The sequence below is a fragment of the Mycobacteroides sp. PCS013 genome, assembly GCF_049532645.1.
Lineage (GTDB): Bacteria > Actinomycetota > Actinomycetes > Mycobacteriales > Mycobacteriaceae > Mycobacterium > Mycobacterium gwanakae.
Genome location: NZ_CP150131.1, coordinates 1,324,626 through 1,349,627, shown reverse-complemented (window position 1 = coordinate 1,349,627; position 25,002 = coordinate 1,324,626). Strand labels below are relative to the sequence as shown.

Here is a 25,002-nt window from a genome sequence, read left to right as displayed (position 1 = left end):
GCTCAGCGGCCCCAGGTGTCTTCCAGCATGCGCGGTTTGCACGCCTGGAAGGCGCCGACGCCCAGCACGGTGATTGCGACGAGCAGAAGGCCGAACGGCGCATACCAACCGCCGGTCACGTCGTGCAGCACACCAAACAGCAAGGGGCCCAAGCACGCGACGGCATAGCCGACCCCCTGGGTAAACCCGGACAACGCCGCGGAACCGGCAGGCGTGCGGGTACGCAGATTCACCAGCGTCAATCCCAACGGGAAGGTGGACGGCCCGAATCCGAGCGCGATCACCCACACGGCGGTCGCGGTCATCGGCATCCACAACAGCCCGGCAAATCCGACGAGGAAGCAGACCAGGCAGGCCACCACCAGCGGGAACGGGTTACGCATACGGGCAGCCAACGGCGGGATCGTCAGCGTGCCAACGAATCCCACGGCCGAGAAGATGGCCACCATGACGCCTCCCAGCGCGGCACTGCCGCCGGCCGAGGTGAGAATCGCCGGAATCCAGGTGAACATGGAATACGTGACCAGGGACGTCATGCCGAACATACCGGCCATGCCCCACGCCAACGGTGATCGCCAAACTTGGCCCACCGCAGAAGGATCCGCATGCGGCTCGGCGGAATGGTCCTCGACATCATGGCCGCGGCGCGCGATGACGACACCGATCCACGGCAGCAGCGCGGCGACCGGAACAAGCACCCAGGCCGCCAGCGAGAATCGCCAACCGTAGGTGTCAGCCAGGGGCACGGCGGTCAACGCCGGAACCGTGGTGCCGATCTGCAACACCGTGAGATAGGAAGCGCTCATCAGCGCGACCCGATGCGAGAAGTACCGCTTGACCAATGGCGGGATCACGACGTTGCCGATGCCCATGCCGAGCAGAGCCAGGCAGGACAGCACCAACAAACCGCCGGTTGAGTTCATCGCGGGCCGCGCCGCCATACCGATCACGGTGGCCACCACCGCGGCGAGTGTCGTGCGCTCCAGACCGAAACGCTCGGTGAGCGCGGGGGTCACCAGTCCCGCGACGGCGAACATGGCCGTCGGCAGCATCCCGAACACACCGATCACCGCAGACCCGAACCCGATCTCGTGTGAGATCTGGGTCAGCAGCGGCGTCAGCGAGGTGACCGCGGAACGAAGGCACAGCGCGAACAACAGGATCGCGACCAGCACCATGAGGCGACCACGGCGCAGCGCGGTCGCCGATACGGCCCGCATCGAATCGTGCGTGGCGGTTCCGGTGTCTTGCGCAGCCGTAGTCAACGTTCATCCTCCTGTATGCCCCGGCAAATCATAGGATGAATGGATGAATGGGTTCAAGGTGATTTCCACCGCACGCTACGATGAGCCCTCATGCAGCCGGTCCGTCGCCAAACACTGATTGGCCAGGTCACCGAGCAACTCCGCGAGGAGATTCTGTCGGGACGCTGGGCCATCGGCGCGCGCATTCCGACCGAACCTGAATTGTGCGAGCTCACCGGGACCTCCCGCAACACAATTAGAGAGGCGGTCCAGGCCCTGGTACACGCCGGGATGCTGGAACGGCGCCAGGGGTCCGGAACCTACGTGCTGTCGGTGGGCGGAAGCGGCTCGGCCATAGCCGACTACTTCGCGGCCGCCAATGATCGCGATCTGATCGAACTGCGGCAGACCCTTGAGGTGACCGCCGCCGGGCTCGCCGCCCAGCGACGTGACGAGGATGACATCGAGCACCTCCGCGCCCTGCTGCAACGGCGCAACGCGCTATGGGCGCCCCACCACGTCGCACCCCAGGATGTCGAGGACGCCATCTCCACCGACATCGCGGTACACCGGGCCGTGGTGGCCGCAAGCCACAATGCCCTTTACCTGGAACTTTACGATTCGCTGCTGGGCCTGATGGACCATTACATGCGAGGAAACCCGATAGGCGCGGAGTGCTCGTTCGAGCACGAACACACGATGCTCGTCGAGGCTGTCATCGCCGGCGATATCGACGCCGCCACGACCGCCACCGAGCGGCTCTTCAGCGAGCTGAGCCTGCGCCGCCGGAACTTTCCGTCACCGGCACACGACTAGCTGAACGTGAAGATCGTCATCCCGGCAGCAGTCGCGCTGTCCTTGCTCGCCGGTTGTTCGGCGCATGAGTCCACATCCGCCACCCAGACCACGCAGGCTTCGGCAGTCACCATCACCGACCAATGGGCCAAGTCCGCTCCCGACGGCTCCATGACCTCGGTGTTCGGCACCGTGCACAACAACGGTTCCAGTGAGGCACGCATCGTGTCCGCCACCTCGCCGGCCGCCCGGTCTGTCGAGCTCCATGAGGTGACTCCCGGCGGGTTGATGCGCCCCAAGGAGGGCGGGGTCGCCATTCCCGCCAACGGCGAGCACAAGCTCTCCCCCGGCGGCGATCACGTCATGCTCATGGGACTGACCACGCCCCTGCGCCCGGGCCAAGACGTCGTCATCACGCTGGCCTTCCAGGATGGCTCGACCAAGCCGCTGACCGCCCAGATCCGCGACTTCGCAGGCGGCAACGAGAACTACCAGCCCTGAGCATGACGCGTCGTTCTCTGTCCCGACGGGGACTCATTGTCGGCGGCGGCGCCGCGGCCGCCCTCACCGCGGGCGCCGGGCTCTCGGCGTGGTCTGCCCAATCCCAAGCAGCACGGCCACAGGGCGCGCCTGCTGTCGAGCCGTTCCACGGAGAGCATCAGGCCGGAATCGCCACCGCCCCGCAGTCACACGCGTTGTTCCTCGCCCTGGATCTACTACCCGGCAGCAGCACAGACGAACAGTCAACACGGGAGAATCTGCGGTCGGTCTTACGTCTGTGGACCACCGACGCGGCCAGATTGACCCAGGGCCTGCCCGCGCTCGCCGACACCGAGCCGGAATTGGCAACGACCACAGCACGATTGACCATCACGACGGGCTTGGGTCCGTCGGTGTTCGCCAAGGCGGGCCTGGCCAGCAGATGTCCCGCCTCGGCACGCGACTTCCCGGCGTTCGCCACCGACAAACTCGACAAACGTTGGTGCGGAGGAGATCTCCTGCTGCAGATTTGTGCCGACGACATGCTGGTGGTGGCGCATGCGGCGCGGGTTCTCTTGAAGAATGTGCGCTCGCTGGCCACCGAACGCTGGCGCCAGACCGGATTCCGGACACCACGCGCGGAAGACTCCTCGGGGGGCACCATGCGCAACCTCATGGGACAAGTCGACGGCACGGTGAACCCCACTGTGCCCGAGCTCGACACTCTGCTGTGGCACCAGGGCGAGGATCATCAATGGCTCAGGGGCGGAACGCTTTTGGTCCTCCGCAGGATCACCATGGACCTGGACGGATGGGACCAGCTAGACGTCAAGCTCCGCGACCTGGTGATGGGCCGGCGAGCAGCCAACGGTGCGCCACTGACGGGCGAGAAGGAATCCGACGAACCCGACCTGGAGATGACCCGTGGTGGCATCCCCGTAATACCGGCTACCTCACATGTCGCCCTGGCCCGCCACCGCAATCCGCGCGAGAAATTCCTGCGCCGTCCGTACAACTTCGACGACGCACCGCTGCCCGGCTCTTCGTCGAACTCGGGCCTAATTTTCGCTGCCTATCAACGTGATATCGCCACGCAGTTCGTCCCGGTTCAGCGACGGTTGGCCGAACGCGACGAGTTCAATCAGTGGAACACCGCGGTCGGATCTGCCGTCTTCGTCATACCGCCGGGCACCACTGAGGACGGATATCTCGGCCGGACACTGTTGGACTAGTGCGTCGCTCACACCCCCTTGCAAGTTAGGTTTACCTAAGTTTCAATGGTGAAGTGAGCTTGATGTCCAGACCTGCACCCACCGAACCCACCGTGAACATCGGCGAGGCGGCGGCCCTCTACGGCCTCAGCCCGTCGACCCTGCGGTGGTGGGAGAAGCAGGGCGTCTTGAATTCGCCGGTACAGCACAGCGGACGCCGCACCTACACCGAGCGAGACCTGCGGCGCATCGGCATCGCATACCTGTGCTGCATCACCGGGATGATGCCGCTGCGCCAGGCGGCCGTCGTGACATCGCATTCGGCGCAACCCGATACCTGGCGGGTCGCGGTCACCGAACAGGTCGCCGAGATCTCCACGCGTATCGAACAGCTCAATCGCGCACGCGAATACCTGAACCACCTGCTGTCCTGCCAGAACGAGGACATCGTCGATTGCCCGTATCTCGATGGTGAGCTCCGCATCCGCACCCCCCGTGGCCGCGCTGCCGGCAACAACCTGGTGTCCGCGGCGCGCGGCACCTGTTACGAATCTCCTTCAGTTCGTGACGAAATACCCGCCGAGATGCACACGAGCTGCGATTTCTGCGGCTCCGAGCTGATCACGCACGGGAAGGGACGGCCTGCACGCTACTGCTCCCCCGCCTGCAAACAGCGCGCCTACCGGCAGCGGCACGGTATGAAATGACGTGTGACCCCGTCCGCGCCTGAATCGCCGGATCCGCTACCGCAGATCGCCCGGGCCCGTTCCATCCTGTTCTCCGCGCCGCCGGCGGGCAGGCGGTGGAGCATCGGCTTACGCGCCGGTGCCGCCGTCGCCATTCCCGGGGCGCTCGTGGTGGCCGCGGGGTATCCGAATGCGGCACTCTATGTCACCTACGGCGCCTTCGCCGTCCTCTACGGCGAGGGACGCCCGTACCGGGTACGTGCCGCCGTCGTCGCCACCGCGGGAGCGGCGCTGCTTCTCATCGCGATGCTCGGCGCCGTCGTCGGCACTCATGCCCCCGGCGGCGTCGCCAACAAGGTGGCCATCATCCTCACTCTGACGGCCGTCGCGGTCCCGGTCGTGTACACCGTCGACGCGCTTCGGCTTGGTCCGCCGGGTGCCCTGTTCTTCGTGCTGGTGTGCGGCGGCGCGCTCGGCGCGACCGAATGGGGTGTGGATCCGATCAAGATTCTTGTCTGCGCAAGCCTGGGGGCCGTTGCAGCGGTGGCCGTTTCGATGGTCGGCGCCGCGGTTGACCTTCACAAACCGGAACGTGTCGCCGTGCAGCGGGCAGTCGATGCCGTTGACGGCTACGCACAGCCAGGCAAGGCGACAGTCGACGCACGCCACGCCGCGGGACTCGCGATCTCCTCGGCTTGGACCGCCCTGCACGACGCGGGAATCTCCACCCGGTCGGATTCACCCCTGGTGGCCACGATGCTCGACACCCATCGTCGGTTCACCGAAACCGCGGTCGGCACCAAGATGGTGCTCGATCACGTCATCCCGGGCGACCACGTCCTGGTGGTCCGGCCCAGCATTTGGTACCGGTTACGCCGCTCGGTGCGGTTCCGTTCACACGCCACCATCACCGCCGGACGCGTCGGCATCGCCTGCCTTGGCGCCGGAGTCATCAGTTCCGCCGTCGGGCTGACACGCCCGCAATGGGCGATCCTGAGCGCTCTCGTGATCGTCCATCTGGGTCCGGACCGGCTACACGGAACGGTGCGCGGACTACACCGCTTCGCGGGAACGGTGATCGGGCTCGGCCTCTTCGCAGTGCTGTACCAGCTTTCCCTCACCGGGTACGCGCTCATCGCCGCCATCGCGACATTGCAGTTCTGCACCGAGCTTTTCCTGCCACGCAACTACGCCGTCGCCGTCATGTTCGTGACGCCCATCGCACTGCTGTCGGCGGGCGTGGTCACCTTGCACGGGTCCGTCACCTCAATCGTGCGCGACCGCCTCGCGGAGACGCTGATCGGTGTCGCCGTCGCCATGGCGTCCATGTATCTGATCGCGCCGCGTGCCCATCGCCAGACCTTCACATTCACCGAGGCCCGGATCCGACAGGCGGCATTGGCTCTGGTCGCGAGTGCCCGCGTGCAGCCCGCCCACGACGCGGCGTACGCAGAAGCACGCGACCTGTCCTTCGAACTCGAGGGCGCTATCCGGGCCGGGGTGCACAGCGCACACAACGAGCCCGACTGGCTGCAGGCCCATTGGCCCGCACACGCAGCACTCATTCACCACGGATATGACCTGGTGGCCGCCTGCTGGGCTACCCCTCCCGGCGAGATGCTCGCCGACCCAGACCGCTGGGAGCGCTGCTTCAGCGGCAAGGACTGAATTTTGCCGGGCAATCTCGAGGCACATTCGTCAAGATGCCGTCAAGTTCTCATGGTCCCACAATAATGTGACGAGGGTCACATCAGGTGGATACCCTCGGCAAACGCCATGAGTTGACCCGCATCGCTGGTGCCGGTCCTGGCCATCCGGGTGTCAATGTGGTTACGGTCGGACGGTACGAAACCCGAGTTGATACGAAACATGTTGTGGTGATGGTGATTTTTAGTGGTCGATACTGAATTACAGAATGAAAAAGGTTGTACCCCTGTGTGGTCGATTGGCCACCCAACGCAGTCGGATGCTCGCCAGATGTGGCGCATCGCGCGCGACTCCGGCGTATTGGACGTCAATTCTTCATACGCATACCTGTTGTGGTGCACCGACTTTCCTTCTACGGCCGCCGTCGCACGTGTTGACGACAAAACAATCGGATTCGTCACGGGATACCTCAGGCCGTCTGGATCACTGATGATCTGGCAGGTCGGGGTCGATGCGGCACACCGTGGAAAAGGACTCGCCGCCAGCATGCTGGCCTGGCTCGCAGACTCTCTCGCCGCCCTACAGGGTGAACCCCTGGTTATGGAAACCACTGTCACACAGTCTAATACCGCTTCGCGTGCGTTATTCGCCGGATTTGCCCGCCGGCGGGATATGGAGCTCACCGAGTCCGCAGGATTCGGCGAGGACCTCTTTCCCGATGCACATGAGGCAGAGCCACTATTGCGGCTCACTCCGCTGGAACCACATAAAACACCCAGCCACAGTGCCTAAAAACATTGGGCCGAAAGGGGATACAGAAATGACCGCCACCTTGCCCGCTCAGGAAGCTGGGCTTCCGAAGGTCATCAACGAACGCGAATCCGAGGTGCGGAGCTATTGCCGTAGCTGGCCCACCACCTTTGCGTCCGCCTCCGGATCCTGGCTCACCGACACCACCGGTGAGCGTTACCTGGACTTCTTCTCCGGTGCGGGCGCGCTCAACTACGGGCATAACAACCCGGTGCTCAAGACCGCCCTCATCGACTACTTGACGACCGACGGTGTGGTGCACGGTCTGGACATGGCCACCGTGGCCAAGCAGCATTTCCTTGAGGAGTTCGAGCGCACCATCCTGGAGCCGCGCGGCATGGACTACAAGGTCCAGTTCCCCGGCCCCACCGGAACCAACGCCGTGGAAGCCGCACTCAAGCTGGCGCGGAACATCACCGGGCGCGAGTCGGTCATCAGCTTCACCAATGCCTTCCATGGAATGACACTGGGATCACTGGCCGTGACGGGAAATTCCATGAAGCGGGCCGGAGCGGGCGTGCCGCTGGTGCACTCCACACCGATGCCGTACGACAACTACTTCGGTGGCGTCACCGAAGATTTCCAATGGTTTGAGAAAGTTCTCGACGACGAAGGCGGCGGACTCAACAAGCCTGCCGCGGTGATCGTCGAAACCGTGCAGGGCGAGGGTGGAGTAAACGTAGCTCGCGCCGAATGGCTGCGTGCGCTGTCAGACCTGTGCCGCGCCCGTGAAATCTTCCTGATCATCGACGACGTCCAGATGGGTTGCGGCCGAACGGGTGCGTTCTTCTCCTTCGAAGACGCGGGCATCCGCCCGGATATCGTGACACTGTCCAAGTCGATCAGCGGATACGGACTGCCGATGGCTCTGACCCTGATCCGGCCCGATCTCGACCAGTGGGCTCCGGGTGAGCACAACGGCACCTTCCGCGGGAACAACCCGGCCTTCGTGACCGCCACCGCAACGCTGCAGAACTATTGGCGGGATAGCACATTCAGCGATGACGTGCGCCGCAAGGGGGACCGACTCCACAGCGAGCTGTCCGCGCTGGTCGCCGACGACGACTCGGTAACCGTGCGTGGCCGCGGCATGGTGCAGGGCATTGCCTTTGCCGATGCCGAGCGGGGCTCTCGAGTGAGCAAGGCCGCGTTCGAGCGGAACCTGTTGGTGGAGACTTCGGGCCCCAAGGACGAGGTCGTCAAGCTGCTTCCCGCGCTGACCACCACCGACGAGCAGCTCGACATCGGCATCGCCACCTTGCGTGATGCCATCGCGGAATCCGCCTGAGTCCGTACAGAATCCAATCGATCGAGAGAGGAAACTATCGTGATCGTCCGTACTACCCAGCAGATCACGGGTACAGAACGCGATGTCAGCGGCGAAGGCTGGCATAGCAAGCGGATCGTGCTGGCAGATGACGGAGTCGGGTTCTCCTTCCACGAGACCACCATTGACGCGGGTACAGTCCACGTCTTCCATTACCAGCATCACATCGAGGCGGTGTGGCTTACCGCCGGTACCGGTACGTTGACCAACCTGGAGAACGGTGAACTGTTCACACTCGGGCCGGGCAGCATGTATCTGCTCAACGGCAATGAGCGACACCAACTTTCCGCCGATACCCAGATGCGCATGATGTGCGTGTTCAATCCTCCTGTCACCGGGCGGGAGGTCCACGACGAGTCCGGCGCATACCCTGCCGCGCCTGCGCTCTCATGAGTGCCCCAGCGATCGTCGATCGCTACCCCAGCCGTCTCGAAACCGAACAGCCTCCGATCGTCAGGACGGAGCCTGTGGTGTGGGGCGCCATGGGCGAGGGGCCCCTGGCACCGCCGGCGCTCACGCAGATGTCTGAGCAGGGATTCCTGATCAGACCGAGCACCGTCGACGACATGACGGTATCCACCCTGCGCAACGAGATCGACAGAGTGCCATCGCAATTGGGCGACGACCCGCGGATCATCCGGGAGGCCGGATCGCATGAGGTGCGGTCCATCTTCGAGGCGCACGTCCTGAGCTCGGTAGTCATGGACGTCGCGTGCTCGCCGGGCGTACTTGACGTCGCCGAGCAGCTATTGGGCGGGCCGGTCTACCTGCATCAATCGCGCATCAATGCGATGCCCGCATTCAGAGGACGTGGCTTCTACTGGCATTCGGATTTCGAGACCTGGCACACCGAAGACGGACTCCCCCAGATGCGCACCGTGTCCTGCTCGATCGCGTTGACCGTCAACGTCGCCTATAACGGCACGCTGCAGGTCATGCCGGGCACCCACCGGACGTTCTACCCATGCGTCGGTGCCACCCCGCACGAAAACCATCGGAAATCTCTGGTGGAGCAAGAGGTCGGCGTTCCATCCACCCACACCCTCGCCGAGGCCGCCCTCACCAGCGGTATCGAACTGTTCCTCGGGCAACCGGGCGATGCGCTGTGGTTCGACTGCAACCTGATGCACGGGTCGGGATCGAACATCAGCCCGTACCCGCGCTCGAACGTCTTCCTGGTGTTCAACTCGGTGGAGAACGCGCCAGAGCGCCCCTTCGCCGGATCGGAGCCTCGTCCGGAGTACATCGCTGCGCGGACATTCACGCCACTCACCGGTCGACCGCCGAGTATTCGCTGATGACGACCGTCGGCCCGGACTTCCAGTCACCCACGGGTCGGCGGCAGCTGCACCGGGCCATCGCGGCATCGGCCATGGGAAACGCCACGGAGTGGTACGACTACGGCGTCTATGCGGCCACAACCACCTTCCTGACTCAGGCGTTCTTCCCCACCCTGGGCACCGCGTTCACGATGCTGGGATATGCGATCTCGTTTCTGCTGCGGCCCCTCGGCGGGATGATCTGGGGCCCATTGGGTGACAGGCTGGGCCGCAAAAGCGTTATGGCCATCACCATCGTGCTGATGGCGTTGTCCACCACACTCATCGGTGTGCTGCCCAGCTGGGCGACTATCGGTGCTGCGGCGCCTGCCCTGATGATCCTGCTGCGGGTCATCCAAGGTTTCTCCACCGGCGGCGAATATGGCGGCGCGGCAACGTTTATGGCCGAGTTCGCGCCCGATAAGAAGCGCGGCAAGTACGGTTCGTTTCTCGAGTTCGGCACCTTGGGCGGTTTTGCAACGGGCGCCGCGTTCGTTCTGGTCCTCGATGCCACCCTCAGCGCGGAGGACATGCACTCCTGGGGCTGGCGCATTCCGTTCCTCATCGCGCTCCCGATGGGCCTCATCGGTTGGTATCTACGGAGCCGCCTCGATGACCCACCCTTGTTCAAGGAGATGCAGGAGCAGGAGCCGCAGGGCCAGGAGACCGCGTTTGAGCGGCTCAAGGATCTGGTGCGTGACTACAAGCGCCCCATGATCGTGATGATGCTGCTGGTCATCGCGCTGAACATCACTAATTACACCCTGCTGAGCTATCAGCCGACCTACCTGAAGACCCGGCTCGGGATGAGTGAGACCGAAGGGCAGATGGTCGTCCTCATCGGAGAAGTCGCCATGATGGCATTTCTGCCGTTCTGCGGCGCACTGTCCGACCGCGTCGGGCGCAAACCCATGTGGTTGTTCTCCCTGATCGGGCTTCTTGTCCTCGCGTTACCCATGTTCTGGCTCATGGGGCAGGGATTCACCTGGGCAATAGTCGGTTTCGCGGTACTCGGGTTGCTGTACATACCGCAGCTGTCCACCATTACCGCGACCTTCCCCTGTATGTTTCCCACCCAGGTGCGATACGCGGGCTTTGCGATTTCCTACAACCTCTCGACCGCCGCGTTCGGTGGTACTGCGCCACTGGTGAACGACCTCATGGTCGATGCGACCGGATGGGATCTCTTCCCTGCCGCCTACCTGATGCTGGCCTGCGCCGTCGGGTTATGCGCCCTACCGTTCCTCATCGAGACGGCTGGGGCCTCGATCGCCGGAACAGATATCCCCTGTGCGGACCCCGATGAGGCCGAAACAGCCCCACCGGACGACGTCGCCGTTCGCACCTGACCCCGTCCGTACCCCTTAGGTTAGGATGGGCTAAGTAAATGGCCCGGATGTGTCGGCCGGAGCCACGCAGAGCACAAACAAAGGTCACATCAGCATGGGTAGAGGTTTCCAGGGTGCGGTGCTGCGCGGGCTTGGGGCGCGTGATCACGTAGCCACTGTCGTCGGTACCAGTCAGGTTGCACCGAATTGTGTGCGGCTGACGATGTCGGCGCCCACTCTTTTCGAGGACCTGCTACACACGCCGGCCGAATGGCTGCGGTTCTGGTTCCCCGATCCCGAGGGTGGTACCACTGAGCATCAGCGGGCGTACACCATCGTCTCCACGGATGCCGGGGCCGGCGAGTTCGCGATCGATGTGGTGATCCACGAACCCGCCGGGCCCGCCTGCCGGTGGGCGGGGGCGGCCCAGCCCGGAATGACCATTCCAGTAGTGGCTTTCGGCTCAGCACGTTTTGAGGTTCCCGAGGATCTTCCGGCCGGATTCCTGCTCATCGGCGATTCGGCGTCCATCCCGGCGATCAACTCCATCCTGGCCGCACTGCCCGCCGATGTGGATGTCGAGGTCTATCTGGAACGCCACAGCCCCGACGATGAGCTCATCCCGCTGACCGAGCATCCCCGGCGGGTTCTGCACTGGGTGGACCGCACCGATGAAACCTCACTGGCGGGCGCGATCGAGGCCCGCGACTGGTCCAACTGGTACGCCTGGGCCGGACCCGAAGCGGGCTCGCTCAAACATCTGCGCAAGCGCCTCAAAGAACAATTCGGATTCCCCAAGGCCGACGTGCATGCCGCGGCCTACTGGACCTTCGGCCGCGCCATGGGCAGCCGCCGCGGAGACACCGACACTCAGCAGGCACCCGTCGCAAAGCCCGCTGCCCCCAAGCCCGTCGCCGAGAATCCTGCCGCTCACTCCGAACCTGCAGTGCCCCAAGGCCGCTGGCGTTCGCAGGCTGCCGGGGAGTTGTTGGCGCCGGTCAAGAAGCAGATGATCGCCGGTGGTGTGCTGCAGGCGATCATCACCATGGTCGAGCTGGCACCGTTCGTGGTGCTGGTGGAGCTCACCCGACAGCTGCTGGCCGGAGCCGACCAATCCCGCCTATGGCACACCGGATTCATCTTCCTGACACTGCTGGTACTCGGCGCCGCTCTCGGCGCTGCCCTCACCGTCTGGATGCATGTCGTCGAAATACGGTTCAGCGCCGATGTTCGGCAACGGCTCCTGTCGAAGCTTTCCCGGGTTCCGTTGGGGTGGTTCACGCAACGCGGTTCGGGATCGGTCAAGAAGCTGATTCAGGACGACACCCTGTCGCTGCACTATCTGATCACTCACGCGATCCCCGATGCGGTGGCCGCCGTCGTGGGGCCGGTGGCGGTGCTGATCTACCTCTTCGTCGTCGACTGGCGCCTGGCGCTGGTGCTTCTCATCCCCATCCTGATCTACCTCGTGACGACGGCGACCATGATGTTCCAGAGCGGCCCGAAGATCATCGAGGCCTCGCGCTGGAGCGAGCGGATGAGCGGAGAATCGGCCGCCTATCTTGAAGGCCAGCCGGTGATCCGGATCTTCGGCGGCTCGGCGGCGTCCTCGTTCAAACGCAGGCTGGACGGATACCTGTCCTTCCTCAATGAATGGCAACGGCCGTTCATTGGGAAGAAGACCTTTATGGATCTTGTTACCCGGCCGACGACGTTCCTGTGGTTGATCGCCGGGGCCGGCACGCTGTTGGTCGTCGCGGGGGCCATGGAGCCCACGACCCTGCTGCCATTCCTGGTGCTCGGCACCACCTTCGGCACCCGCCTACTGGGAATCGCCTACGGCCTCGGCGGTATTCGTGGTGGTGTGGAGGCCGCGCGGCATATCGCGGTTGCCCTCGGCGAGACCGAATTGACCGAGCAGGCTTCCGAGGGGCATGCCGGAGAGACGTCCGTGTCGTTTGATGCGGTGACGTTTGGGTATCGGCCGGGGGTGCCGGTTATTCACGGCGTGGATCTGAGGCTGCGGCCGGGAACCGTCACGGCGCTGGTGGGTCCGTCCGGCTCGGGTAAATCGACGCTGGCTTCGCTGCTAGCACGTTTCCATGACGTCGACGGCGGCGCTATCTGCATCGATGGCACCGATATCCGCGCCCTGAGCGCCGATGAGCTCTACACCAAGGTCGGATTCGTGTTCCAAGACGTACAACTGGTCGCCGGAACCGTCCGCGAAAACATCGCACTGGCCCGCCCCGAAGCCACCGACACCCAGATCCACACCGCCGCCCGCGACGCGCAAATCCATGAACGAATCCTGCGGCTACCCAACGGCTATGACACCGTCCTGGACACCAACACCCAACTGTCCGGCGGCGAAAAACAACGCCTCACCATCGCCCGCGCCCTGCTGGCCGACACCCCCATCCTGATCCTGGACGAAGCCACCGCCTTCGCCGACCCCGAATCAGAATATTTGGTCCAACAAGCCCTGGCCCGGCTCGTTCACAACCGCACCGTGCTCGTCATCGCCCACCGACTACACACCATCGCCGACGCCGACCAGATCGTGGTCCTAGACCAAGGCCACCTCGTAGAAACCGGCACCCACACGCAGCTGCTATCCAACAACGGACGCTACCGGCGCTTATGGGACGCACGCCTACAAGAACCCTCGAGCGTCCTTGCCGGAGAGAACATCTGATGCTGACCCACCTGATCCGCCTCATCCCACCCGCACACCGCAACTCCCTCTACACCTACAGCGCACTCTCAGTGCTATCCGTAGTACTTCGCGCCGCGGGCTGTCTGCTGCTCGTGCCGCTGCTCGGCGCCCTGTTCGGCACCACCCCCACCCACGCACTGCCCTGGCTCGCCGTGCTCACCGCGGTCACCATCGGCGGCTGGATCGTGGACACCACGCTGGCCCGCATCGGCTACCGCATCGGATTCGCCCTACTCAACGACTCACAACACCAAGTCGCCGACCGGCTCACCCACATCCCACTGAACTGGTTCACCGCCGAACGCACCGCCATGGCCCGCCAGGCAATCTCCTCCGGCGGCCCCGACCTCGTCGGATTCATCGCCAACCTACTGACGCCGATGATCGGTGCGGTGTTGTTACCGGCGGCCATCACCATCGGGCTGTTTTTCATCTCGTGGAAGCTGGGTGTTGCGGCGCTCATTACCCTGCCGCTGCTCCTGGGTACGTTGCTGGCCAGTATCCGCATCGTGCGCACCGCCGACGAAGCAGACACCAAGGCACACAGTGCACTGACCGAACGCATCCTGGAATTCGCACGCACCCAAGCCGCCCTACGAGCCAGCCGACGCGTGAACCCCGCCCGCAGCCAGGCCGGCGAAGCCGTCGCGACAGCACGTGGTGCGACCATGCGGCTCTTGCTCTTTCAGATCCCCGGTCAGCTGCTGTTCAGCATCGTCAGCCAGATCACCCTCATCCTGCTCGCCGGCACCACCACAGCCCTGGCGGTGCGCGGCGAGATCGGAGCACCCGAAGCCGTCGCACTCATGGTCATCGTGGTGCGATTCCTGGAACCATTCACCGTGCTGGCGGGCCTGGCCGGCGCCGTCGAAAACTCGCGCGCCATATTTGAGCGTCTCAACACCATCATCACCACCGACGCCGCCGATCAGCCCGGAGACGCCGTCGCATCCCCCGACACCCCCGCCCCACGCATCGAATTCCGCGGTGTCGACTTCCGCTACGACAGCACCAGCGAACACGTCCTCAACGACATCAACTTCGTGCTGGAACCGGGGAGCACGACGGCGATCGTTGGGCCATCTGGATCCGGGAAGAGCACCATCCTCGCGCTCATCGCCGGGCTGCAACAACCAGAAAGCGGCCAAATCCTCATCGACGGAACCGATGTCGCCACAATGGACACCGCCAGCCGCCGCGCCCTGGTCAGCATGGTCTTCCAGCATCCGTACCTCTTCGATGCACCCATCGGCGACAACGTCCTAGCTGGACACCCCAACGCCACAGACCACGAAATACACCAAGCCATGACACTGGCTCGCGTCGACGAGATCATCGAACGCCTGCCCGATGCCGAACAGTCACGTGTCGGCGAAGCCGGCACCGCACTATCCGGCGGTGAACGCCAACGCGTCAGCATCGCCCGAGCACTCATCAAACCCGCCCCGGTCCTGCTCATCGACGAAGCCACCAGCGCCCTGGACACCGAAAACGAAACCGCAATCACCGACGCCATCGGGAATGATCCGCGTCTTCGCACCCGGGTGATGATCGCTCACCGGCTCAGCGCGATCCGCAACGCCGATCACGTGCTCTTCATCGACAACGGCCACATCATCGAACAAGGCTCCATCACCGAACTCAGCTCTCTCGGAGGCCGTTTCTCAGAATTCTGGCGCCAACAAGAATCCACCACCGGATGGCGCATCACCGCAGCTACAAACTAGCTAGCTGCCCGCCATCGCGTCGCGGAGGCTCTTGGGCCGCATGTCGGTCCAGTGGGCATCGATGTACTCGACGCAATCGGCACGCGAGGCCTCGCCAAAGGCCACGCGCCACTGCGCCGGCACCTCAATGGCCGTCGGCCACAGACTGTGCTGCTCCTCGTCGTTGACCAGTACGTAAAAGACGCCGCTCTCGTTATCAAATGGGTTGGTACTCACTTGTTTTCCTTTCGCGACGAGCCGATTCGGTACTGCTGTGCCCACCGAGCACTCGATCGGACAACAATCCGAGACAGCTGAGATTGGGGAACCCCGGGCCCTGGGTCAGACCCGAGAGTGTCGGAAGGATGAGCTTAGGAGTCAGACCATTGACGGACAGGTCGTGGCCAAGGGATTCCTGCAAGACGTTACCGTCCACGGGGGCCCCCAGTTTGAGCTCCATGAGGTCAAGAGCGCTCTGGTCGAATAGCGGTAGGAACCACAATGCGTCGGCACCCGCCCCGTCGATCACCAGATCGAAGCCATGGACGGTTTCGGAGGGTTCGCCGGCACGGTCGCTGCGCAGCGTCAATCTGATCCGGTCTTCCAGGGCGACGGCATGGGCCACGCGGCCACGCAGATGGCGGATACGGTCGTCGGCCAACAGTGACTCCTGGACACGGGCCGAGAACACGCCGCGATCGGTACGGTTCAACGCGTCGCGCCGTTCCTCCATGGTGTGGTGCAACCACCCGGTCGGATCGCTGAACAGCGCGTTCTCGAAGTACCCTTCACCACGGGTAAACAGTGTGACGCCGGGAGAGATCACGGTGATCGTCGAAACCCGGTGTCCAAAAAGCTCATTGAGCACTGACGCGGCTGTCTCACCTCCGCCGATCACGGCGACACGTTCTGCGGTGAGGCGTGTTGATCCGGCGCAGCGGCGCCAGAATTCGGCGATCGACAAGACATTCGGGTGCTCGGGTAGCACAGAACGCTCCGGCTGCCCGGGCCCCGTCACCATGACCGCGTCGGCGGCAATGGAACAGTCGTTGGTACCCACAACCCATCTGTCGTCATCGATAGACAGACTGGTTACCTCGCCCTGAACCACCTTCATATCGACCGTGTTGGCCACCCACGTCAGGTAGTCAGCCCAGCGCTTGTGCGTTGGCGCGGGCTTGTCGCGGTCAACCCACTCGGCGAACTGGCCGGTGGCGATGAGGTAGGACTGCCAGCTCAGACGCATCATCCGGGCGTCGATCTCGGCATTACGCCCCGGCACCACGGCGGATCGATACGGGAAACCCACATCTTTCTCGGGGCTGGTACCCAGCCGGTGCTGTCCATCCGTCCAGCCACCGCACGCCTGCCAGTTGGCACCGACCTGCTGACGTTCGATCGCCACCACATCGGGTACGTCGACCCCGCATTCACGCAGCACGGCCGCCTTCGCGGCAACCGCCACCGCCTTGGCTCCCGCGCCTATCACTGCCAATGTGGACGTCACCATAGCTCCTTCGCCAGAATCCCCAGCTGTTCGTGCCAAATCGATTGCAGCTCGGTAATCTCCGAGCGCTCGAGCACCTCCGGGACCGCCTGCCACAGCGTTCCGATGGACGGCCCCTCGGTAGTCCCCATGATCAGCACCGCAATGCTGAGCTCGTGACGCACCGCCGATTCCGGCTCGGGCACAGGCGAACCCGATACCGAAAGCAAGCCATCGCGGCGTAGGAAGTCACCCTCGAATCCACGATCGTGTCCGAGGTAGTTCAACAGGATCTGCGGATCGCGATACTGCCGCAGCACCGCGCTGGTGTCGGCACGCAGGTATCGCAGTAGCCCATAGTCGATGGTCCGCCCTGGCATCGCGCTGTGCTGCCGGGCGACTCGCTCCACCAAACCGCGCGGTCCGATCCCCAGCGGATCGGTACCACCCACGCGTAGCGGATACGCCGTACCGAGCAGACCCACGGTCTCAGCAGTAGCGTCCCCGCGTCCGGAGACCTGCACCGCCAGCAGCGTCTCGACCGCGGCCTGTCCGCGGCGGCGACGCCACTGGGCCACGGTGCGTGCCGCTGCCGCCACCAGCAGTTGCTCCATCGGAATCCCGGAGTTCAGCAGGACCGCACTGACATCGGCCGGCGCGGACTCGACGGTGACCGCCACATCGGCCTCCCTGTCGAGTTCGGGCTCTATTCGACGCGAACCAATTGGGGGATCCTCACCGTCCAGCTGGGCGATCCAGAACGGCAGGCTGCCCACATCCCGAGCCTCGGCGACCAACGCATTGGCCCAACGGCGGTAGCCACCACCGGTCTGAGAGTTGGGCGGCACAGCACCCGCCACCAGCGACTGCCATCGAGATTCCAGCTCCTGCATGATGATTCGCCAGGAGGTGGGGTCAGCGGCGAGCTGATGCACCACGAGGATGAGGACTCCGGGCTCGCCTTCAGGGTGCAGCCATACCGCCGAGAGCATCCAGCCCTGTTCAGGATCGAGTCGGTCCACCGCACGGCCGATCTCAGCACCGGCCGCATCGGACGGATCCTCCGTAAGAATCTCGACCAACCGGAGAGACTGCCGGGTGCGCGGAACCAGCTCCAGGCGCTCGCGGTCAAGCCGGCTGCGCAGCACCTCGTGCTCCCCGACCACCGCATTGAGAAGTTCCTCCAGCGTGGATCGGGTAATGCCCTCGGGCAGCCAGAAGACATGGGTTTCGGCCAGCCTACGCGGGTTTCCATGCTCATAGAGGCGACGACCGCTGGGAAGCAACGGGATTGGCTCGCCCTCGCGATCCTCGTCATCCGCGACGAGCCCGCTACGACGCTGGTCGACCAACTTGGCCAAGCCTGCGACAGTGCCCCGCTCCAAGATCTCGCGGATGTCCACCCCGACTCCACACTCGGTCAGGATCGCCGCCGATAGCTTGCTCGCCAGCAGCGAATGACCCCCTAGATCGACGAACGAGTCGTCCGCACCCACAGTCGCAACCCCGAGCAGGCGCGCATAAAGAGCCGCCACCTGTCGCTGAGTCGCGGTTTCCGGCTCCCGGCGTCTGGTCACGGACCCGACCTCCGGTGCCGGCAGAGCGTCCCGATTGATCTTGCCGTGCCGGGTGATGGGCATCTCGTCGAGCACGACATACGCCGCGGGAATCATGAAGTCGGGCAGGGCAGCCGAAATCCTGGCACGGATTCGATCGAGATCGACTACGTGTCCACCGACCGGCGTCAGGTACGCAACAAGACGCTTGCCGACGTGCGGCAGCTCATCGACCACCACGAGCGCCTGGCCGACGCTCGGGTCTACCTCGATGGCCGAGGCGATTTCACCGAGCTCGATACGGAACCCTCGGATCTTCACCTGCTCGTCGGCGCGACCGACAAACTCGATGTCTCCGTTCGCGCTACGCCGCGCAAGATCACCGGACCGGTACATCCGCTGTCCGGGAACGAAGGGATCGGCGATGAAGCGCTGCGCGGTGAGACCGGCGGCCCGATGATATCCGCGCGCCACATGCGTTCCGCCGATGTAGATCTCGCCGATGACCCCCACCGGCACCGGTCGCAGCGTCTGGTCCAGGATGTGAATCTGCGTGTTGATCTTGGGGGTACCGATTGGAACGGTCCGCGTACCCTGAATTCCGCGCACCTTGTACCGTGAGGCGTTGATGACGGTCTCGGTGGGACCATAGAAATTGTGAAGCGACGCATCGAAAGTGGCGTGGAACTTGTCCGCGACCGGACCGGGCAACGCCTCACCACCCACCGGCACCCGGCGTAGCGATTTCCATTGCGTGACTCCGGGTAGAGACAGCACCAGCCCCAGCAACGAGGGCACCATGTGCATCGAGGTAACGCCCTCGCTGTTCAACAGTTCCGTCAAATACGCGACGTCACCGAGTGCGCCCGGACGCGGGATGACCAGCCGGCCACCGCAGCTGAGGATGCCGAAAATCTCGCCCACTGATACGTCGAAGCTCGGCGAGGCCACCTGCAGTACCCGATCGGATCCGCTGACCCGATACTCAGCACGGAACCAGTTGAAGTACTCGGTCAGCGGACGATGCGTGACCGTCACACCCTTGGGCAGGCCCGTCGAACCCGATGTGTAGATGAGATAGGCGGCGTTGTCGGCGGTCAGCGGCCGCACCCGGTCCGCATCGACCGGCTCACGGGGGTCGAACTGCTCAACACCGGTTACCGGCTCCCGGATGACCAACTTCGGCTGCGCATCGCTGAGGATGTGCGCAATGCGATCAGCGGGGTAATTCGGATCAACGGGGACATAGACGGCACCGGCCTTGGCGATGGCGAGCGCGGTAATGATCAAATCCGGCGACTTGTCCAGCAGCACCGCGACATGATCTTCGGTACCGATCCCCTGCCCAATGATCCAGTGCGCCAGCCGGTTCGCCAGTTCGTTGGTTTCCCGATACGAGTAGTGCCGCCCCTCGTAGACGAGCGCGGTGGCATCCGGTTGTGCGGCCGCGCGGGCGGCCACCAGCTCGCCGAGCGTCGTCGGCTCCGCCTCGAATAGTTCTCCGGACGACACCTCCCGCAGCCACTGGGCTTCGCGACCGTCCATGAGATCCAGACTGGCCAGCGGGCGGTTCGGATCGGCGAGCGCGGAGTCGAGCAGATTGGCGAAGTGACGGAGCATCTGCGTGGTCAAACGCTCATCCAACACGTCCACCAGGTACTCGGCCACCACGTCGGCGCCATCGGGCCCGGTTTCGATCCGCAGGCCAAGCGGCACGTATGCCACCTGCCCTTCCAATGATGTTCTTTCACAGTGGATTCCAGGTGGGCAGAACCGGGCGGCGGAATCGGCACCCATGGCGAAGCCCACGCGCGCAACCACGCGGTCCAGACTCACCCGTTGGTGGGCAAACCCGTTCAGAGTGGTCCGATGTGCATTCGCCAGCAGATCCCGGAAGCTCTCACCGCTGTGCGGACGCATGCGGAGCGCGACGGTGTGCCCGAAGTGCCCGATACTGCCCTGTGCGTGAGCTTCCCGTGTGGGAACCGGCGCGGCCACCAGGAAGTCTTCGGCATGTGTATACCGATGCAGCAGCGCTGAATACGCGGCCAACAACACCACATACGGTGTGGTGCCCGACTCTTGCGCAAGTTGCTCGACGCGGCCCATGACCGAGGCCGAAAGACGCGCCGTGCAACGTGCAGCCTTCCAGTCGCTCGCAGCCACCGAACCATTGACGCCCGGAAGCTCCAGCGGCTCAGGAGGATTGGCCATCTCGTCACGCCAGTACTCGAGATCCGCCTGATCGGCCCCATCGTGCGGAGGCCGTACCGGTAGCGGTTCCGCAATCACGCCGTGTACGTACGCGGTAGTCAGATCGGCAAGAAATACCGACCAGGAGTCGTCGTCCCATGCGATGAGGTGGGCGACAACGAGCATGACATGTTCTGCGGCGCCGGTGCGGATGACCGTGACACGCAACGGCGACTCCACGGTGAGATCGATCGGAGTCGCGAATTCACGCTGTGCCAGCACGCCCAGCCGGAGCTCTTGCGAGGTGCCCGCAAGGTCGCTGACATCGTGCTCGACCCATCGGACCGGTAGGTCTTCGTGCAGCACGGCCACCGGTTCGCCGTCGGGGCCGGCGCGAAACGTCGTGCGCAAGGTCTCGTGGCGGGCCACCACCGCGGTGACAGCGGCCCGCAATCTCTCGATATCCACCTCACCGCTGAGCCGGTACGAACGGCACAGATTCATCAGCGCGGGCGTCACCCCGTGGGCGAACCATATGCGGTGCTGCCCTGCGGACAGCCGTGGCGCGGCATCGGGATCGAGGCCTGCCGACGCCCTTCGGCTGGTGACGTCCACCTCGACGCCACCATCGCTCACGGTGCGCAACTCGATCTCACCTCGCGTTTTCGCTCTTAGTACAGGCTGCCCTAACTACGAGGAGGCTACCCTATCTAGACTGCGAGGGGTCACCCACGAGGAGCTGCGATGACTCAGGCCACATCGACCCCCATCCCTTCGGCTGAAGCGGCCGCGGCGGAAGGCTTTGTACCCTTTCCCGCGGCGCGTGCCGACGCGTATCGCGCGGCCGGGTACTGGACCGGAAGGACCGTCGAGTCGCTGCTGCGCACGACCGCCGCCAGACGTGCCGATCATCCCGCGGTTATCGACGAACACCACGCGATGACCTACCGCGAGCTCGATGTGGCCGCCGACCGCGCGGCGCATGCCTTCATCCGACTGGGCATCGCTCCCGGCGACCGTGTACTGCTGCAGCTTCCCAACCGGGCATCATTTGCCGTCGCATTCTTCGGTTTGATGCGTGCTGGCGCGATACCGATCATGTGCCTGCCGGGACACCGGGCCGCCGAGCTGTCTCATTTCATCGAGGTGGCCGATGCCGTCGCCCTGGTGATCACCGATTCCGCTGGTGGGTTCGACTACAGCGCACTGGCCGTCGAACTATCCACAAAGCATGCCTGCCTGCGCCACATCGTGATCGATGGTGACGTACCTGCCGATGCCCCCGACCGCTTCACCGCCTGGTCAGGGTTGCTGGAAAGCGTTGAGGTTCAAGGCGGCCTACCGACAGCGCAGACGGACCACCCGGCGTTGCTGCTGGTCTCGGGTGGCACCACCGCGGCACCCAAACTCATCCCCCGCACCCATGAGGACTACGTCTACAACGCGTCGCGGGCCGCACAGGTGTGCGGCCTCACCGAGGACGACGTCTACCTCGTGGCGCTGCCCGCCGGTCACAATTTCCCACTGGCCTGTCCTGGTCTCATCGGCGCGATAAGCACAGGTGCCACTACGGTTTTCCTTTCGGATCCGAGCCCGGAGTCGGCATTTGAGACCATCGCGCGCCACCGGGTGTCCGTGACGGCGCTGGTGCCATCGCTCGCCCAGCTCTGGGCACAGGCCACCGCCTGGGAACCCGTGCTGCCGGAAACACTGCGGCTGCTTCAGGTGGGCGGTGCGAAGCTCGGCGCCGAGGACGCACGCACGGTTCGAGAATCACTCACCCCGGGATTGCAGCAGGTTTTCGGTATGGCGGAGGGCCTACTGTGCCTGACCCGTCCCGGAGACCCCTCGGACGTCCTCGACAACACCCAGGGCCGACCCATGTGTGAGGCCGATGAGGTTCGCATCGTCGACGAGGACGGCGCCGAGGTGGCCCCGGGTGAGGCAGGTGAGCTGTTGGTCCGCGGTCCGTACACACTCAATGGGTACTACCGCGCCGAGGCCGACAACATGCGCTCCTTCACCGCCGACGGCTTCTACCGCAGCGGCGATCGGGTACGGGCGCGACCGGGTGGCTATCTGGAAGTCACTGGTCGCATCAAGGACGTCATCTTGCGCGGCGGGGAGTCCATCGCCGCATTGGACCTCGAATCGCACCTACAGACTCACCCGGCGGTCTACGCCGCCGCCGCAGTCGGATTGCCGGATCAGTATCTCGGTGAGATTGTTTGTGCCGCAATTGTGTTCAAGGGAAAGCCGGTTGCGGCCGCCGAGCTGAATCAGCACCTACAGGACCGCGGTGCCGCCACACACTCGCGAGTCGACAAACTGGTGGCGGTCCCCTCGCTGCCCCTCACCGCAGTGGGCAAGATCGACAAACGCGCCCTGCTCGCCTCGTTGACGGGCTAAGCCTCAGCCGATCGGGTGCGATCTCAGCCACTCGAGCACGCGTTGTGCGTGCGTGTTCGGCGGGAAGATCGGATAGAACACGTGCTCGATGGTTCCGTCCCGCACCACCAGCGTGATCCGCGTGTAGAGACGTGGATGCCCGGCCGCGGCGAATGTGGGCAACTTCAGGGCATCGCCCAAGGCGAAATCCCGGTCCGAGAGCATCTGGAACGGCAGATGTAGTCGTTGGACAACCTCGGCCTGATAACCCACATCTTGACTCGACAGTCCCCAGACCTGTTCCACGCCCGCTGCCCGAAGCTCGTCGAAATGGTCTCGAAAATCACAAGCCTCGGTGCTGCAACCCCGCGCACCCGGGATGGCATCCCAGCCTTCCGGGATGTCTGCGCCGGGGCGCCCCGTGAGTGGATAGAGGTACAGGACGGTGCGCCCCGTGGGCAGTTGGCTTAGCCGCACCAAACTTTCGTCACTTGCCGTGAAGGTCAGGTCCGGAACAGGTACACCGGGCAGATGGTCGGCCGCCCCATCATCTATCGGAACGGGTAGACCGGTAGGCAAAGCGGTGTAGTCATCCATCTGCATACCTCATCCTCGCGCGAACTTCTCGAGCCTGCCCCTAGGGGCCTGGCGAAGTCCAGCGCGACCGGCGGCAGACGATTATCCCTCGCGCTGAACCACGTAAGGCGCAATGCTTCCGAGCTTTTCGCAGGTCTCTTCGAACTCGCGGTCCGGCGTCGAGGCCTCGATGATGCCCGCGCCCGCACGCAGCCAGGCCTGCCCGTCCTGCTCGTAGGCCGCGCGTAGCGTCAGCGCCGCATCCAGTCCGCCATCGGGAGACATCATCAGCACCGCGCCGGAGTATAGGCCACGTGGATGGTCGTCGAGCCGAAGGATGGCATCGACGCCCTCCGCCTTGGGGATACCCGAGGCGGTGACGGCCGGAAAGAGCGCCTCGAGCACATCCATCCGGGTCATCCCGGCACTGAGCTCCCCACTGACGGTCGATCCCAGATGCTGCACGCTCCCGCGCTCACGCACGGTCATGAAGTCTGTCACCTTCGTGCTGCCCGTTTCGGCCACCTCACCGAGTTCGGCGAGTGAGCTGCGCACGGAAATCGCGTGCTCCACAATCTCTTTGGCATTCGATTCCAGGTCGTCGCGCGCTACCCGATCTGCGTCCTCTCCCCGGCCGAATGCGCGGGTTCCGGCAAGCGGCTGAGTGATCACGGTGCCGTCGGCCTCCACGGCGGCAACGAGTTCAGGGCTGTAGCCGAGGGCACGAATGCCGCCGAGCCGCAGCAGGAACGAACGCACCGGCGTGTTGTTGTGACGGCCCAGACGGTAAGTCGACGGGAAGTCCATAGCGAACGGCACTTCCACACGCCGCGACAGAATCACCTTGTGGTACAGGCCCGATCGGATCTCGGCAGTAGCGATGCCCACGCGGCCACGGTAGTCGGATGGGTCCGGAATCAGATCGATCGACGCCGGCGCGGGCGCGGGCGGGGCGCCCTGGTCGAGCACCCGCCGAATCTCGTCGACATAGCTCTCTTCACAAACCGACACTCCGTCACCGGTAATCACGACCTCCGCGCGCGGGGCGAAGACCCGAGCCATCGGCGTGCCGGGGGTCAGCCGGTGCTGCAGGCCAAAGCGGTAGGTGCCGAACTCGAACGCAACCCACCCGAAGACGCGGTGCACGCCGTCGGAGATCTCATTCACGGCTTGTTCCAGAGCGGCGCCGGGATGCCCCGACCAACCGCGCTGCTCCACGGCCCCGTCACGGATGATGCGCAGTCCGTCGCTGTCGAGTTCGACGGAGGCGCGGGCGCCGATGGCGAGCACCCACTCGCCATCACGTTCGTAGATCAGATATTCGTCGCCGTTGCGCTCGGGGATTTCCTGCGCGAGAACGCCGGCAAGGTCGGCCGGCGCGAAACCGTCCGGCAACCCCTCCTGCACAGAAACCCAGGTCTGGGCGCCGATACCGGAATCTACGACCGTACTCATCTTCGACACCTGAGTAAGCCTAGCCTATGCTAAGTGGCCCTGGTACCCGCCCGTAACATGACCTCCGCCACGTTAC

The 25,002-nt window shown here is 64.4% G+C and carries 18 protein-coding genes and 1 pseudogene; 13 read left to right on the top strand and 6 right to left on the bottom strand.

Annotation, left to right across the window (positions count from 1 at the left end):
• Positions 1-2: 2 nt before the first annotated feature.
• Positions 3-1,220, bottom strand: a complete 1,218-nt coding sequence (locus RHO23_RS06525) for a CynX/NimT family MFS transporter (RefSeq protein WP_070917888.1) — start codon at positions 1,218-1,220, stop codon at positions 3-5.
• 135 nt (positions 1,221-1,355) lie between these two features.
• Between RHO23_RS06525 and RHO23_RS06520 the strand changes: the two genes are divergently transcribed.
• The 12 genes from RHO23_RS06520 (at position 1,356) to RHO23_RS06465 (ending at position 15,293) form a co-directional block, all read left to right on the top strand.
• On the top strand, positions 1,356-2,060 hold the full coding sequence (locus RHO23_RS06520; RefSeq protein WP_423488832.1) for a FadR/GntR family transcriptional regulator: 705 nt from the start codon (positions 1,356-1,358) through the stop codon (positions 2,058-2,060).
• 6 nt (positions 2,061-2,066) lie between these two features.
• Positions 2,067-2,540, top strand: a complete 474-nt coding sequence (locus tag RHO23_RS06515) for a copper chaperone PCu(A)C (protein ID WP_070917807.1) — start codon at positions 2,067-2,069, stop codon at positions 2,538-2,540.
• Positions 2,541-2,542: 2 nt separating this feature from the next.
• The gene (locus RHO23_RS06510; protein ID WP_070917808.1) at positions 2,543-3,751 is read left to right on the top strand and encodes a Dyp-type peroxidase; all 1,209 of its coding nucleotides are present in this window, start codon (positions 2,543-2,545) and stop codon (positions 3,749-3,751) included.
• Positions 3,752-3,813: 62 nt separating this feature from the next.
• The gene (locus tag RHO23_RS06505) at positions 3,814-4,437 is read left to right on the top strand and encodes a MerR family transcriptional regulator (RefSeq protein WP_046253557.1); all 624 of its coding nucleotides are present in this window, start codon (positions 3,814-3,816) and stop codon (positions 4,435-4,437) included.
• A 3-nt stretch (positions 4,438-4,440) separates the two neighbouring features.
• Positions 4,441-6,084 carry an FUSC family protein gene (locus tag RHO23_RS06500; RefSeq protein WP_423488831.1) on the top strand — a complete coding sequence of 548 codons (1,644 nt, stop codon included), beginning with the start codon at positions 4,441-4,443 and terminating at the stop codon, positions 6,082-6,084.
• Between the two features lie 309 nt (positions 6,085-6,393).
• Positions 6,394-6,855: a diaminobutyrate acetyltransferase gene (gene ectA / locus RHO23_RS06495; RefSeq protein ID WP_030098117.1), complete on the top strand. Its 462-nt coding sequence runs from the start codon at positions 6,394-6,396 to the stop codon at positions 6,853-6,855.
• A gap of 28 nt (positions 6,856-6,883) precedes the next feature.
• The gene (gene ectB / locus RHO23_RS06490; protein WP_030098118.1) at positions 6,884-8,161 is read left to right on the top strand and encodes a diaminobutyrate--2-oxoglutarate transaminase; all 1,278 of its coding nucleotides are present in this window, start codon (positions 6,884-6,886) and stop codon (positions 8,159-8,161) included.
• 39 nt (positions 8,162-8,200) lie between these two features.
• On the top strand, positions 8,201-8,593 hold the full coding sequence (locus tag RHO23_RS06485) for an ectoine synthase (RefSeq protein WP_030098119.1): 393 nt from the start codon (positions 8,201-8,203) through the stop codon (positions 8,591-8,593).
• Entirely contained in the window at positions 8,590-9,498 is a 909-nt protein-coding gene (gene thpD, locus RHO23_RS06480; protein ID WP_030098120.1) for an ectoine hydroxylase, read from the top strand. The genes RHO23_RS06485 and thpD overlap by 4 nt, the downstream gene beginning before the upstream one ends.
• A gap of 74 nt (positions 9,499-9,572) precedes the next feature.
• Positions 9,573-10,868 (top strand): MFS transporter, encoded by a 1,296-nt coding sequence (locus tag RHO23_RS06475; protein WP_044105790.1) that lies wholly within the window; start codon positions 9,573-9,575, stop codon positions 10,866-10,868.
• A 94-nt stretch (positions 10,869-10,962) separates the two neighbouring features.
• Positions 10,963-13,545 (top strand): ABC transporter ATP-binding protein/permease, encoded by a 2,583-nt coding sequence (locus RHO23_RS06470; RefSeq protein WP_423488830.1) that lies wholly within the window; start codon positions 10,963-10,965, stop codon positions 13,543-13,545.
• Positions 13,545-15,293 (top strand): ABC transporter ATP-binding protein, encoded by a 1,749-nt coding sequence (locus tag RHO23_RS06465; protein ID WP_423488829.1) that lies wholly within the window; start codon positions 13,545-13,547, stop codon positions 15,291-15,293. The genes RHO23_RS06470 and RHO23_RS06465 overlap by 1 nt, the downstream gene beginning before the upstream one ends.
• On the opposite strand, the gene RHO23_RS06460 is transcribed toward RHO23_RS06465, so the two are convergent.
• Genes RHO23_RS06460 through RHO23_RS06450 form a run of 3 tightly spaced genes read right to left on the bottom strand, consistent with a single transcriptional unit; the run spans position 15,294 to position 21,152 of the window.
• A complete protein-coding gene (locus tag RHO23_RS06460; RefSeq protein ID WP_423488828.1) occupies positions 15,294-15,509 on the bottom strand; it encodes an MbtH family protein in 216 nt (71 codons plus the stop codon).
• A complete protein-coding gene (gene mbtG / locus RHO23_RS06455) occupies positions 15,490-16,779 on the bottom strand; it encodes an NADPH-dependent L-lysine N(6)-monooxygenase MbtG (RefSeq protein ID WP_044104714.1) in 1,290 nt (429 codons plus the stop codon). The genes RHO23_RS06460 and mbtG overlap by 20 nt, the downstream gene beginning before the upstream one ends.
• Positions 16,776-21,152: an amino acid adenylation domain-containing protein gene (locus RHO23_RS06450; protein ID WP_423488827.1), complete on the bottom strand. Its 4,377-nt coding sequence runs from the start codon at positions 21,150-21,152 to the stop codon at positions 16,776-16,778. Before RHO23_RS06450 ends, mbtG begins: the two co-directional genes overlap by 4 nt.
• Before the next feature lie 99 nt (positions 21,153-21,251).
• Between RHO23_RS06450 and RHO23_RS06445 the strand changes: the two genes are divergently transcribed.
• Positions 21,252-22,916 (top strand): (2,3-dihydroxybenzoyl)adenylate synthase, encoded by a 1,665-nt coding sequence (locus RHO23_RS06445; protein WP_423488826.1) that lies wholly within the window; start codon positions 21,252-21,254, stop codon positions 22,914-22,916.
• A 3-nt stretch (positions 22,917-22,919) separates the two neighbouring features.
• Here RHO23_RS06445 and RHO23_RS06440 read toward each other — a convergent pair.
• Both RHO23_RS06440 and RHO23_RS06435 read right to left on the bottom strand, forming a co-directional pair.
• Positions 22,920-23,492: pseudogene (locus RHO23_RS06440) on the bottom strand (peroxiredoxin); the annotation flags it as partial.
• Between the two features lie 81 nt (positions 23,493-23,573).
• On the bottom strand, positions 23,574-24,926 hold the full coding sequence (locus tag RHO23_RS06435; RefSeq protein WP_423488825.1) for a salicylate synthase: 1,353 nt from the start codon (positions 24,924-24,926) through the stop codon (positions 23,574-23,576).
• Positions 24,927-25,002: the final 76 nt, after the last annotated feature.

Excerpts from the sequence above, each read along its gene's own strand:
- RHO23_RS06510 (WP_070917808.1), top strand. The coding sequence starts at position 2,543 with ATGACGCGTCGTTCTCTGTCCCGACGGGGACTCATTGTCGGCGGCGGC.
- RHO23_RS06470 (WP_423488830.1), top strand. The coding sequence starts at position 10,963 with ATGGGTAGAGGTTTCCAGGGTGCGGTGCTGCGCGGGCTTGGGGCGCGT.
- RHO23_RS06505 (WP_046253557.1), top strand. The coding sequence starts at position 3,814 with ATGTCCAGACCTGCACCCACCGAACCCACCGTGAACATCGGCGAGGCG.
- ectB (WP_030098118.1), top strand. The coding sequence starts at position 6,884 with ATGACCGCCACCTTGCCCGCTCAGGAAGCTGGGCTTCCGAAGGTCATC.
- RHO23_RS06525 (WP_070917888.1), bottom strand. The coding sequence starts at position 1,220 with ATGCGGGCCGTATCGGCGACCGCGCTGCGCCGTGGTCGCCTCATGGTG.
- RHO23_RS06475 (WP_044105790.1), top strand. The coding sequence starts at position 9,573 with ATGGGAAACGCCACGGAGTGGTACGACTACGGCGTCTATGCGGCCACA.
- ectA (WP_030098117.1), top strand. The coding sequence starts at position 6,394 with ATGTGGCGCATCGCGCGCGACTCCGGCGTATTGGACGTCAATTCTTCA.
- thpD (WP_030098120.1), top strand. The coding sequence starts at position 8,590 with ATGAGTGCCCCAGCGATCGTCGATCGCTACCCCAGCCGTCTCGAAACC.
- RHO23_RS06520 (WP_423488832.1), top strand. The coding sequence starts at position 1,356 with ATGCAGCCGGTCCGTCGCCAAACACTGATTGGCCAGGTCACCGAGCAA.
- RHO23_RS06445 (WP_423488826.1), top strand. The coding sequence starts at position 21,252 with ATGACTCAGGCCACATCGACCCCCATCCCTTCGGCTGAAGCGGCCGCG.
- RHO23_RS06435 (WP_423488825.1), bottom strand. The coding sequence starts at position 24,926 with ATGAGTACGGTCGTAGATTCCGGTATCGGCGCCCAGACCTGGGTTTCT.
- RHO23_RS06465 (WP_423488829.1), top strand. The coding sequence starts at position 13,545 with ATGCTGACCCACCTGATCCGCCTCATCCCACCCGCACACCGCAACTCC.